The 11250-nt window shown below is 76.3% G+C and carries 11 protein-coding genes; 5 read left to right on the top strand and 6 right to left on the bottom strand.

The window, feature by feature from the left end; all coding sequences use genetic code 11:
- Positions 1-311 precede the first annotated feature (311 nt).
- The 4 genes from WHI96_RS00145 (at position 312) to WHI96_RS00130 (ending at position 3390) form a co-directional block, all read left to right on the top strand.
- On the top strand, positions 312-560 hold the full coding sequence (locus WHI96_RS00145; protein WP_043282623.1) for a hypothetical protein: 249 nt from the start codon (positions 312-314) through the stop codon (positions 558-560).
- Positions 561-722: 162 nt separating this feature from the next.
- Complete coding sequence (locus tag WHI96_RS00140; RefSeq protein ID WP_020628211.1) at positions 723-1397, top strand: Crp/Fnr family transcriptional regulator; 675 nt, start codon at positions 723-725, stop codon at positions 1395-1397.
- A 41-nt stretch (positions 1398-1438) separates the two neighbouring features.
- Positions 1439-2701 carry an MFS transporter gene (locus WHI96_RS00135; RefSeq protein ID WP_345654259.1) on the top strand — a complete coding sequence of 421 codons (1263 nt, stop codon included), beginning with the start codon at positions 1439-1441 and terminating at the stop codon, positions 2699-2701.
- Positions 2698-3390 carry an HD domain-containing protein gene (locus WHI96_RS00130; RefSeq protein WP_345654256.1) on the top strand — a complete coding sequence of 231 codons (693 nt, stop codon included), beginning with the start codon at positions 2698-2700 and terminating at the stop codon, positions 3388-3390. The genes WHI96_RS00135 and WHI96_RS00130 overlap by 4 nt, the downstream gene beginning before the upstream one ends.
- On the opposite strand, the gene WHI96_RS00125 is transcribed toward WHI96_RS00130, so the two are convergent.
- The 5 genes from WHI96_RS00125 to WHI96_RS00105 all read right to left on the bottom strand — a co-directional run bounded on the left by WHI96_RS00125 (position 3387) and on the right by WHI96_RS00105 (position 7259).
- On the bottom strand, positions 3387-4139 hold the full coding sequence (locus WHI96_RS00125) for an amino acid ABC transporter ATP-binding protein (protein ID WP_345654253.1): 753 nt from the start codon (positions 4137-4139) through the stop codon (positions 3387-3389). The genes WHI96_RS00130 and WHI96_RS00125 overlap by 4 nt on opposite strands.
- Positions 4136-4804 carry an amino acid ABC transporter permease gene (locus WHI96_RS00120; protein ID WP_345654250.1) on the bottom strand — a complete coding sequence of 223 codons (669 nt, stop codon included), beginning with the start codon at positions 4802-4804 and terminating at the stop codon, positions 4136-4138. The genes WHI96_RS00125 and WHI96_RS00120 overlap by 4 nt, the downstream gene beginning before the upstream one ends.
- A complete protein-coding gene (locus WHI96_RS00115; RefSeq protein WP_345654247.1) occupies positions 4805-5557 on the bottom strand; it encodes an amino acid ABC transporter substrate-binding protein in 753 nt (250 codons plus the stop codon). It abuts the gene before it with no gap.
- Positions 5558-5667: 110 nt separating this feature from the next.
- Positions 5668-6456: an MBL fold metallo-hydrolase gene (locus tag WHI96_RS00110; protein ID WP_345654244.1), complete on the bottom strand. Its 789-nt coding sequence runs from the start codon at positions 6454-6456 to the stop codon at positions 5668-5670.
- Positions 6453-7259 carry an NUDIX hydrolase gene (locus WHI96_RS00105; protein ID WP_345654241.1) on the bottom strand — a complete coding sequence of 269 codons (807 nt, stop codon included), beginning with the start codon at positions 7257-7259 and terminating at the stop codon, positions 6453-6455. Before WHI96_RS00105 ends, WHI96_RS00110 begins: the two co-directional genes overlap by 4 nt.
- A gap of 52 nt (positions 7260-7311) precedes the next feature.
- Between WHI96_RS00105 and WHI96_RS00100 the strand changes: the two genes are divergently transcribed.
- The gene (locus WHI96_RS00100) at positions 7312-8205 is read left to right on the top strand and encodes a Gfo/Idh/MocA family protein (RefSeq protein WP_345654238.1); all 894 of its coding nucleotides are present in this window, start codon (positions 7312-7314) and stop codon (positions 8203-8205) included.
- A gap of 29 nt (positions 8206-8234) precedes the next feature.
- Here WHI96_RS00100 and WHI96_RS00095 read toward each other — a convergent pair whose 3' ends face one another.
- Positions 8235-11246, bottom strand: a complete 3012-nt coding sequence (locus WHI96_RS00095) for a hypothetical protein (RefSeq protein WP_345654235.1) — start codon at positions 11244-11246, stop codon at positions 8235-8237.
- Positions 11247-11250: the final 4 nt, after the last annotated feature.

Here is an 11250-nt window from a genome sequence, read left to right as displayed (position 1 = left end):
CCGCGCGGGGGGTGGGCCGCGACGCCCGCGACGGCCGTCCGGCGGAGGTGCTCACGTGACCGAGCGTACGGGTGGGCACCGACAGTCGTGTCACGGTGTCGCGCCGTGCACCGCTCGTCGCCGGGTGCGGTCCGGTCCGCGTCGGGGGGTGTTCGACCGGCCGGCGCGGCGACACGTCCGACGAGCGGTGCGTGCACCCGGCCGGGTGTGCGCCGAACGGGCTACGAGGTCACGGTCGCGTCACGAAGACCCCGACGCGGCCACCCCCGACCGGCCGGGCTCCGAACCCGTACGGGAGGATCGGAGTCGCCATGACTGCCTGGTTGAGCGTTCTCGTCCCGCTGCTCGTGATGTTCTTCGCGCTCGGTATGGAGCGCGTGGAGTCCCGCATGCGGGAGTCCACCGTGCGCCAGGACGAGCTGGACGAGATGCTCGAACAGCCGCGTCCGGACGAGGTCCGTGCCCTGTTCCGGTCCGGCACGGGCCGTGCTCTGGAACTGTTCCGGCTGCGCAACCGGCGCCGTCGGGGGGCACGTCGGAGCCAGGTCCCGTCGGCCTGACAAGATCGCGTACGGGTGCGTGACGGCGCCCCGCGACGAATCGGACCCGATCGGATGTCGATCCGATCGGGCCAGTGGTGCGCACGTGTGTGGCGAAGACCTCTACACTGACGCGCCGACGACCCGCCGTGACGACACGGCCGGTGAACGAGGAGCATTGCAGTGGACGAGGTTCTGATCCGGGCAGGGATCTTCCAAGGTGTGGAGCCCCAGGCCGCCGAGGCGCTGGCCGAAGCTCTGGAGACTGCCGAGTTCTCCCGCGGGCAGGTCATCTTCTCCGAAGGTGAGCCCGGTGACCGCCTCTACATCGTGTCGGGCGGGAAGGTGAAGCTCGGTCGGAAGTCCCCCGACGGCCGGGAGAACCTCCTCATGGTGGCCGGCCCGTCGGACATGTTCGGCGAGCTGTCGATCTTCGACCCGGGCCCGCGCACGTCCTCGGCGACCGCGGTCACCGAGGTGCGCTGCTACACCATGGACCGCAGCGCGCTGCGGGAGTGGATCGGCAAGCGTCCGGAGATCGCCGAGCAGCTGCTGCGCGTGCTGGCCCGTCGCCTGCGCCGCACCAACAACATGCTCGCCGACCTGATCTTCACCGACGTGCCGGGCCGCGTGGCGAAGTCGCTGCTGCAGCTCGCGCGCCAGTTCGGTTCCCAGGAGTCGGGCCTGCTGCGGGTCACCCACGACCTCACGCAGGAGGAGATCGCCCAGCTCGTCGGCGCCTCCCGCGAGACCGTGAACAAGGCGCTCGCCGACTTCGCGCACCGTGGCTGGCTGCGGCTGGAGGGCAAGAGCGTGCTGATCCTGGAGCCGGAGCGCCTCGCACGACGCGCGCGCTGAATCCTCTGGTACGGGCGTCCCAGATCATGTGATGCTGGGGCGTGCCCGCCGCCCTCTCCGACTACCGCGCCGCCCTGGGCACCCCCGGGGCGGCCGCGCCGGTCTGTGCCTCCGTCCTCGGTCGGTTCCCGATCGCGATGCACAGTCTCGCCACGTTGCTCTACGTCCGTGAGGTCCACGGCTCCTACGCCGTCGCCGGAGCGGTCTCCGCGGCGCTGCTGGTCGGGACCGCGGTCGGCACGGTCGTGCAGGGGCGGGTGCTGGACCGGCTGGGCCCGACCCGGCCGATGCTGGTGCTCGTCGCCGTCTACCTGCTGTGCGTCACCGGGCTGGTGCTGAGCATCGAGTCCCGGGCGGCGCTGCCGCTCACCGTCGCGGTCGCGGTCGTCACCGGGCTCGCGACGCCGGCGTTCGAGGGGTCGTCGCGGGCGCTGTGGTCGGACCTGACCCCGCCCGGGCCGCGCCGCGAGGCCGCCTACACCTACGAGGCGATCAGCCTCGAGATCTTCTTCATCATGGGTCCCGCGCTGGCCGCGGTGCTGGTGGTGGCGACGCCGTGGCCGGGCACCGCGCTCGTCGTCGCGGCGACCGCGGAGATCGTCGGTACCACCTGGTTCGCGCTCACCGCCGCCGTACGACGCCGCTCGGCCCGCATCCGCGCCGAGCGCGCCGACGGGTCGCTGCCGGTCGAGGCCGGGCTGCTCGGGGTGTTCCGGCGCCCCGGGCTGCGGACGGTGGCGCTGGCGTCGCTCGGGTTCGGGCTGGTGGCGGGGACCGCCGAGGTCGGCGTGATCGCCGCGACCGCGTTCGCCGGGTCGCCCGCCGCCGGCGGGGTCCTGCTCTCGCTCTGGTCGGTGGTCTCGGTGCTGACCGGGGTGCTCTACGGGATGCGGCCCTGGCCGCGGCCGCTGCACCTGCGGCTCCCGGTCCTGCTCGCCGGCTTCGCCGTCCTGGTGACGGCGATGGGGCTGGTCTCCCCGCTCGGCTCGCTGGTGCTGCTGGCCGTGGTGATGACGGCCGCCGGCGCGCTGATCACCCCGCAGGTCACCGCGCACTCCCTCGGCGTCGAGCAGACTGCTCCGGCCGGGTCGGCGACCGAGGCGTTCAACTGGATGGTGATGGCCGCGGTGCTCGGTGTCTCGGTCGGGCAGGCCCTGTCCGGCGTCATGATCGACCTCGTCGGGCCGGGCGGGTACGCGGCGGGCGGCGCCCTGGGGCTGCTGGTCGCGGGGCTGCTGTGGCTGCGCCGCGGCTCGGTCGCCGACACCGAGGCCCGCGTCGTCGCGGCCGGGAGCCCGGTGTGAGTGGCGCCGGGGAGCTGCGGCGGCTGCGCGACGTCGTCGCCGGTGACATGGCCGGTGCGGACGTCGCGCACGACCTCGGGCACCTCGACCGGGTCGCCGGGCTGTCGGCCCGGCTCGCGGTGCGGGAGGGCCTGGACGGGTTCGTCGCCGCCGTCGCCGCGTACGTGCACGACCACCACCGGGCCGCCGAGGTCCGGCTCGGCCGCGTCGTCGCCCCCGCGGAGGTCCGCGACGACGCCCGGGACGCGCTGCGGCGCGGCGGGGTCGCCGAGCAGCTGTGGGACCCGGTGCTCGACGCCGTCGAGGCCACCGGCCGGTACTCGTTCTCCGAGGCGGCGTCGGCGCCCACGGCGGACCGCATCGCGGCCTGCCTGCACGACGCCGACATGCTCGACGCGATGGGCGCCACCGGCATCGCCCGCGCGTTCGCCTACGGCGGCGCGATCGGCGAGCCCCTGTGGGATCCGGCCGCGGGCGTCGCGACCGGCGGCTACCGGTCCGGGCCGACCGGATCGGTCGTCGCCCACTTCCACGAGAAGCTGCTGCGGCTGCGCGGCGAGCTGCGCACCGCCGCCGGCCGCGAGATGGGCGAGCGGCGACACGCGGCCCTGGAGGAGTTCCTGCGCCGGTTCCGCGAGGAGTGGGTCGACGCCCACGGCGACTCCGGCGGCGCCCCGCCCGGGGTCTAGATCGGGTCGAGGATCCGCTTCAGGAACTGCCGGGTGCGGGGCTGTTCCGGCTCGACCAGCACCCGCGAGGGCGGCCCGGACTCCGCCACCACCCCGCCGTCGACGAAGAGGACCTGGTCGGCGACCTGCTGGGCGAAGCGGATCTCGTGGGTGACGATGACCATCGTCCGGCCCGCCGTCGCCAGGTCCTTGATGACCCGCAGGACGTCGCCGACGAGCTCGGGGTCCAGCGCCGAGGTGGGCTCGTCGAACAGCATCAGCTGCGGGTCGAGGGCCAGCGCGCGGGCGATCCCGACGCGCTGCTGCTGGCCGCCGGAGAGCTGGTACGGGTACTGGTCGGCCTTCTCGGCCAGCCCGACCTGGTCCAGCATCCGCCGGGCGTCGGCGGTCGCGTCGGCCCGGGGGCGCTTCTGCACGACCACCGGGCCCTCGATGACGTTCTCCAGGACGGTGCGGTGCGGGAACAGGTTGTGCGACTGGAACACCATCGCGGTCCGGGACCGGAACCGGGCCAGGGTGGACCGGTCGACGGGGGCGCCGAAGTCGACCGCCAGATCGCCGATGGTGATCACCCCGGCGTCGGCCCGGTCCAGCGCGTTCAGGGCGCGCAGCACCGTCGTCTTGCCCGAGCCCGACGGCCCGATCACCGCGGTGACGGTCCCGGCCGGGACGTCGAACCCGATGTCGCGCAGCACCTCCAGCGTCCCGAAGGACTTCCGCAGGCCCCGGACGGTCAGCAGGTCGCTCATCGCGCCACGTACCTCTCCAGCCGCGTCTCCACCCGTGCCTGCACGGACGAGAGGATCAGGCAGACGATCCAGTAGTACACCGCGGCCACGCCGTAGAGGGCGAAGAAGTCGAACGTCGGCGCCGCCGCCAGCTGGGCGACCCGCAACAGCTCGGTCACCAGGATGGTCGAGGCCAGCGAGGTGTCCTTGACCAGCGAGATCAGCGTGTTCGACAGCGGTGGGACGGCGGTGCGCGCGGCCTGGGGGAGGATCACGCGCCGCAGCGTCGTCGGGTAGCCCATGCCGATGGTCTGCGCGGCCTCCCACTGCCCCTTCGGGATGGAGAGGATCGCCGCCCGGATGACCTCGGCCGCGTAGCCGCCGACGTTGAGGCTGAACGCGATCACCGCGGACGGAAACGGGTCGATCACCAGGCCCAGCTGAGGCAGCGCGTAGAACACGATGAACAGCTGGACCAGCAGCGGCGTGCCGCGCACGACCGAGATGTAGGCGCGGGCCAGCCGGGACAGCGGCGCGATCGAGGAGATCCGGGCCAGCGCCAGCAGCAGGGCCAGGACCAGCCCGATGACGAAGCTGATCGCCGTCAGCGGGATGGTCATCGTGACCGTCGCCTTCAGCATCGGCCACAGGTTGCGGCCGATCAGGTCCCAGGTGGCGGGGTCCATCTACTTCCCGCTGACGTCGCTGCCGAAGTACTTCTCCGAGAGCTGCTTCAGCGTGCCGTCGGCGCGCAGCTCGGCCAGCGCCCGGTCCACGTCGGGCATCAGGCCGCTGTCCTTGCGGGCGGCGAAGGCCTGCTCGCTGGTGTCCCCGGTGGTGCCGGCGACCTTGACGCCCGTGTCCCCGGTCGACTTCTCGTACTCGCCGACGGCGAGGGTGTCGTTGACGGTCGCGTCGATGCGGCCGTCCTTGAGCAGCTGGACGGCCTGCACGAAGCCCTCGACGGCCTCGACGTTCGCGCCGGCGCCGCGGGCGACCTCGGCCCAGTTGCTGGTCGCGGACTGCGCGGTGGTGCGGCCCCGCAGGTCGGCGAGGGACCGGATGGCGGTGTCGTCGGCGCGGGTGACGATCACGCCCTCGGACACGGTGTAGGGCGCGGAGAGGTCGTACTTCGCCCTCCGCTCGTCGTTGATCGTGACCTGGTTGGCGACGAGGTCGATGCGCTGCGACTCCAGCGCGGCGAAGATCGAGTCCCACGGGGTCTGGACGAACTCGACGTCCTTGCCCAGCTTGGCGCCGACCGCGCGGGCGACCTCGACGTCGTAGCCGGTCAGCTCGCCGTCGGGGCCCTGGAAGCTGAACGGGCTGTAGGTCCCCTCGGTGCCGATCCGCACGGTGTCGGACCCGCCGCTGCTGCAGCCGACGAGGGTGGTGAGGGCCAGCAGCGCGGCGGCCACGGCCAGGATCGTGCGACGCACGGAGGTCTCCTTCTGAGCGGTACGGGGAGGACGGATCGCGACACCCCGGTGGGGAGCAGGGGACCACAGGCGGGTCGGTCCGGTCCCTTCAACGCCCCGCCCGACCGGGTTCATCCCCGCAGGTGGTCGAGCTGCGCGCGCACCGACAGCTCGGCGGCGTCCCACAGCGAGGTGTCGACGTCGGCGTAGACGACCTCGACGACGTCGCGGGCCGAGGCACCGGGCCCGAGCCGCTCCAGCGCCACCCGGACCTGCTCCAGCCGCTGCTCGCGGTGGGCAAGATAGTGCCGCGCGGTCTCGGCGGCGTCCGGGAGCTCCGGCCCGTGGCCGGGCAGGACCGGGGTGCCCGCGGGTAGCTCCGCGATCCGGCGCAGCGAGTCCAGGTAGGGCCCGAGGGTGCCGTCGGGGTGGGCGATGACGGTCGTGCCGCGGCCGAGCACGGTGTCGCCGGACAGCAGCGCGACGCCGTCGGAGCCGGGGCCGCGCAGCAGCAGCGACACCGAGTCCGAGGTGTGGCCGGGGGTGGTCAGCACCTCCAACTCGACCCCGCCACCGGCGACGGCGACGCCGTCGACCAGCGGGGTGGTCCCCGAGGCCAGCGACGGGTCCTTGGCGAACACGGGCGCCCCGGTCAGCTCGACGAACCGGCCGATCCCACCGGCGTGGTCGTGGTGGCGGTGGGTCAGGACGACCGCGGCCACCGGCGGGCCGTCGGCCAGCGCCTCCAGGTGCGTCCCGTCGTCCTCACCCGGGTCGACGACGATCCGGTCGTGCGCGTCCGACGCCGCGAGCACCCAGGTGTTGGTGCCCTCCAGGGTCATCGGGCCGGGGTTGTCCTGCAGCAGCACCGACGCCAGCGGGTGCACGGCGCGCAGAGTGCCGTAGAGCGGGTGGCTCACCGGGTCGTCTCCTCGTAGATCCAGTCGGGGTCGCCGGGCAGGGTGATCGTGACGACCCTGCCCTCGCGCCGCACCTCGGGGGTGATCGGCTCGATGTCCCGCGCCGCGGCGGCGGCCAGCACCTCGCCCGCGCTGTCGTGCCGGTGCAGCTCCTGCAGGGTCCGCAGGGTGGGCGGCATCAGCTGGAGGTCGCCGTCGTCGTAGCCGGACAGGGCCTCGGCCGGGCTCCACCAGCGCGCCTCGACGGCCTCGGTGGTGGCGTCGTCGGCGACCTGGCCGTCCGGCACCCGGGCCACGAGGAACGCGGTGTCGTAGCGCCTCGGGTTGCGCGGCGGGGTGATCCAGCGGGCCCACGGGACCAGCAGGTCCGCGCGCAGCTCCAGGTCGTGGGCCGCGAGCAGCCCCGGCAGCGTGGTGCGGTGGGCGACGAGGTCGTCCCGCCAGGCCGCGGCGGCGTCCAGCGGGCCGGGCTCGGTGCCGGCGGGGGCGGCCAGCAGCACGCCGCACTCCTCGAACGTCTCGCGGACGGCGGCGGTCACCAGCGCGGCGGCCAGGTCCGCGGGCTGGGCCAACCGGGCGCCGAACCGCTCGGGCTCCGGGCCGCGCCACCGGGCGGGGTCCGGCTCGTCGCCGGCGGAGACCCCGCCGCCGGGGAACACGGTCATGCCACCGGCGAACGCCATCCCGGCCACCCGCCGCTGCAGGAAGACCTGCAGGTCACCGGTGCCCGGCTCGTCGCGGACCAGCAGGACCGTCGCGGCGGCCCTCGGCTCGACCGGCTGCGCCGCCGGATCATCGCTCATGGCCGCCGACCCTAGGTCATGATCGGCGCCGGTCGGCGGTGAGAATGCCCGCATGCGTATCGGACTGCTCGGCGCCGGACCGTGGGCGCGACAGGTGCACGCCCCCGCCATCGCGGCGCATCCCCGCTGGTCGGCGGCCGGGGTGTGGGCGCGCCGGCCGGAGGCGGCCGCCGAGGTCGCCGCGGTCTCCGGCGGTCCGGTGCACGCCTCGGTCGAGGACCTGCTCGACGCGTGCGACGCCGTCGCGTTCGCCGTCCCGCCCGCCGTGCAGGCCGAGCTGCTGGAGCGGGTGGTGGCCGCCGGGAAGCACGTGGTGCTGGAGAAGCCGCTGGCCGCGGACCTGCCCGCCGCGGAACGGGCCGCCGCCGCGGTCGCGGCCTCGGGCGTCCGGTCGGCGACGATGCTGACCCTGCGGTTCGACCCGGCGATCCGGGCCTGGCTCGACGCGGTCCCGGCCGGCGCCGGCGGGCCCGGGACGACCGCGACCGCCCGCTGGCTGTCCGGGGCGCTGCTCGGCGGGCCGTTCGCGGCGTCGTCGTGGCGGGCCGAGCACGGGGCGCTGCTCGACGTCGGCCCGCACGTCGTGGACCTGCTCGACGCGGCGCTGGGCCCGGTCGTCGACATCGACCACGCCCACCGCGACGAGCCCGACCTGTGGCGGATCGGCCTCGTCCACGACGGCGGCGCCCGCAGCTCGGTGGTGCTGTCGCTGCGCGTCCCGGTGGACCCGACGGAGTTCGAGGTGGCGCTGGTCGGCGGGCTCGGGGCGGACGGCCGCGGCCGGTACGTGCTCGACCGTCGACCGGCCGACGCGGTCGCCTGCTTCGGCGCGCTGCTGGACGACCTCGCCGACGCGATCGGCTCCGGTGCCGACCTCCCGGTGGACGCCGCACGGGCGCTGCACCTGCAGCGGGTGATCGACCGGATCGTGCGCGCGGTCGGCTGATTCCCCGCCACCGCCGGGCCGGCCGCGGCTCAGCCCCGGTCGGTGCGGGCGGTGCCGTTGCGCGGGGTCGGCTCGCCGCCGTTCTCGCGGGCCGCGAGCTCCTCGTGGAGGCGCTGCAGCAGGTCCTGTTCGGTGGGGGTGAGCCGGTCGGCCAGGCCCCCGGCGGGACGGGGTCGCGGCCGCGGCCTCGGCGCGGGTTCGTCCGCGGGCCCCGTCGTGGGTCCCTCCGCCGGATCCGGTGCGGGCTGCTCCGCCGAGGGTGCGGGCTGCTCCGCCGAGGGTGCGGGCTGCTCCGCCGAGGGTGCGGGCTGCTCCGCCGAGGGTGCGGGCTGCTCCGCCGAGGGTGCGGCGTGCTCCGTCGCCGGTGCGGGTGCGACGACGTCGGCCGGTTCCGTGGGGTCCTCCACGGTGCCGTCCCACCCGGTGCCGTCCCACCTGTCCGGCTCGTCGTCGGTGAGCAGGAGGTGCCGGGGGCGGCGTTCCCCGTCGGCCGGGGCCGGGGGTACCGGGGCACGCAGGATCGGGACGCCCGGGGGTGGGGTGGGTGCCTCGTCGACGGGGTCGGCCTCGTCGGACGGTGTCCGGGAGCCGGTCGTCCCGGTCGCGGCCGGTCCGGTGGCGGGGCCGTGGAGTCCGGCTCCGGCGTGCGGAGCCGGGCCGGCGTGGGCCGGGTCCGCCGGGCCGCCCTCCGGGGCCGGTGCGGTTCCGTCGACCTCGGCCCCGGCGGGGGAGGTGCCGGCGTGTGTCCGGTCGGATCCGGGGCCCGGGTGTGCCCGGCCGGATCCGGGGCGGGCCGGGTCGTCGCCGGTGGTCGCATGGTGCGCGGGGCCGTCGTGGCGGTCGTCGTCGACGGTCGGGGTGGCGGTCGCGGCGGGGACGACGTGCGGCGTGCCCGGGACGGTCTCGTCGACGCCGCTCGGGTCGGTCCGCGCCGTGGTCCCGGGCGGCGGGATCTCCCCGGCCCAGGCACCGGAGGCCCAGTCCGCGAGCCAGGACGCCTCGTCGGGGCCCGGTGCGGCGGGCGGTCCGACGGGCGGACGCCCGACGACCGGACCGGGCCCGCCGCCCGCGGGCGCACGACCCTCCCCGGCCCGCCTGCGGAGCGGCACGCCCAGGTCGCGCGGGGCCACCCGGAGGTCGGTCGGGGCCGGATCCGCAGGGACGACCGGCGGAACGGACGCGGCCGGGGACACCGCGGCAGCAGGCGGTGACGAGGCGGCCGGGGGCCCCGGGATCCCGGGACCTGCGGGGGCGACCGGTGCTGGGGGCGGTCCGTCGGAGGGGGCCGACGGCCGCCCGGACGGCGACGCGGCGGGCCCGACCGGACGCCGCTCGGGCGATCCCGCCACGGGCCCGCGGCCCGCGGGCGCGGGGTGCGCGCCGTTGCCGACCGGGTGGTGGCCGTTATCCGGGGATCCGTGGTCGGCGACGAACCGGTGCCGGGGGACCTCGCCGACGCCGCTGGGCGGGGTCGGGTCCGGGCTGCCGCCCTCCGGGGGAGAGTCGAACCAGTCGCCCGCGGAGGCCTCCCGCAGCGCCCGGATCGGCGGCGACGGCCGCGGTGCCGGATGCGCCGTGCCGTCCCCTTCGGCGGGCGCCGCGCCGAGCCGGGCCGCGGGGCCGCGCGACCCGGCCGGGCCGGGACCGGCCGCGTCGGACGTGCCGGTCCCCGGGACCGGAGCGGCCCTGTCGGACGTGTCGGTCCCCGGACCGGAGGTCGGGTCGGAGGCGGCCGTCTCCGGACCGCGAGTGGTCGGGTCGGAGGTGCCGGCCCCCGGGCCGGGAGCGGTCCGGTCGGTGATGCCGGTCCCCGGGGCAGGAGTGGTCGGATCGGCGGTGCCGGTCCTCGGGCCGGGAGTGGTCGGATCGGCAGTGCCGGTCTCCGGGGCGGATGCGGTCGCGTCGGACGCGCTCACCGGGAGGCCGGTCCCGGTGGCGTCCACGCCCGGGGAACGACCTGTCCCGGTGGAGGGGGCCTCCCCCTCCGGAGCCGGACGCGCTCCCGGAGCCGGGTCCGGCCCGGTGCCGGACGTGGTTCCGTCCGGGGCCGGGTCCGGCCGGGCGTCGGGTCCGGCCGCTGCCGGCGACGGGTCTGCCGCGGACCCCTCCGTCGTCGGCACCGGATCGGCCCGGCCGGGCCGATCCTCCGACTCCGGAGCCTCCGCGGAGGCGCTCCCGGTGAGCGGCGCGGCGCGGTCGATGCGGACCGGTGCGGGCGGTGGGTCCGAGGCGGGCATGTCCGCGTCTGCGGAGGAGCCGACGGAGGAGCCGACGGCGCGGTCCCCGGCCGTCCCGTCCCTGTCCCCGGGGTCCACCAGGGGGGACCGGGACGTGTCGGGGGTGGGCCGTCCCGCGTCGCCGGGGAGGGACGGCGGGCCCGAGGTCGGCCAGGCCGGCAGGTCCCCCGTGGGCAGGACACCCTCCGCCGACACGTCGTCCCGGGACGGAGCGGCGGCGTCGGAGACCGGTGCGGCCGGGAGCGGACGCGCGACCTCCCGGGCGGCGCGGTGGTAGCCGGGGTCCGGGCCGTCGTCGCCGACCTCGACCGACACGACCAGTCCGGCCCGGGCCAGCGCCGACTGGGCCTGGTAGGTCAGGACCTCGGGTGCGCCGTGCGGCCCGGTGCGGGCCAGCAGCACCGGCTGCGGCAGCGGGCCGGGGGCAGCACCGGCGGGCGTCGTGCGCCAGGCCAGCGTCCAGCCCGACTCCGGGACCGGGACGCCGGCGAGCGCGACCGCGACCGCCTCCGCGGCACCGGGCGGGCCGTCGCCGTCGAACCGGTGCGGACCGACCGCGACGTCCGCGGCGGGCGGCAGGCAGGCGTCGGCGTCGGGCTGCACCCGGCGGGCGGCGGCCTCGGCGACCAGCTCGGAGCGCACCGCGTGCGGCAGCACCGCCCGTCCGGCGACGAGCTCGGCGACCAGCAGCTCCAGCGCATGCCCCTCCTCGCCGAAGGCGACGAGTTCGCGTCCGGTGGCGAGCAGGTCGTCGTCCACCCGGCCGGCCAGTCCCCGCAGCAGGCGGTACGTGGGGTCGGACATGGGG

Source organism: Pseudonocardia tropica (genome assembly GCF_040105315.1).
GTDB lineage: Bacteria > Actinomycetota > Actinomycetes > Mycobacteriales > Pseudonocardiaceae > Pseudonocardia > Pseudonocardia alni.
Note: the sequence above shows the minus strand (reverse complement) of the source record. Positions and strands in the feature narration are given on the sequence as shown.

What these genes read in the sequence shown, in the direction of transcription:
- WHI96_RS00145 (WP_043282623.1), top strand. Translation starts at nt 312, where the DNA reads ATGACTGCCTGGTTGAGCGTTCTCGTCCCGCTGCTCGTGATGTTCTTC.
- WHI96_RS00125 (WP_345654253.1), bottom strand. Translation starts at nt 4,139, where the DNA reads ATGAGCGACCTGCTGACCGTCCGGGGCCTGCGGAAGTCCTTCGGGACG.
- WHI96_RS00120 (WP_345654250.1), bottom strand. Translation starts at nt 4,804, where the DNA reads ATGGACCCCGCCACCTGGGACCTGATCGGCCGCAACCTGTGGCCGATG.
- WHI96_RS00105 (WP_345654241.1), bottom strand. Translation starts at nt 7,259, where the DNA reads ATGAGCGATGATCCGGCGGCGCAGCCGGTCGAGCCGAGGGCCGCCGCG.
- WHI96_RS00100 (WP_345654238.1), top strand. Translation starts at nt 7,312, where the DNA reads ATGCGTATCGGACTGCTCGGCGCCGGACCGTGGGCGCGACAGGTGCAC.
- WHI96_RS00095 (WP_345654235.1), bottom strand. Translation starts at nt 11,246, where the DNA reads ATGTCCGACCCCACGTACCGCCTGCTGCGGGGACTGGCCGGCCGGGTG.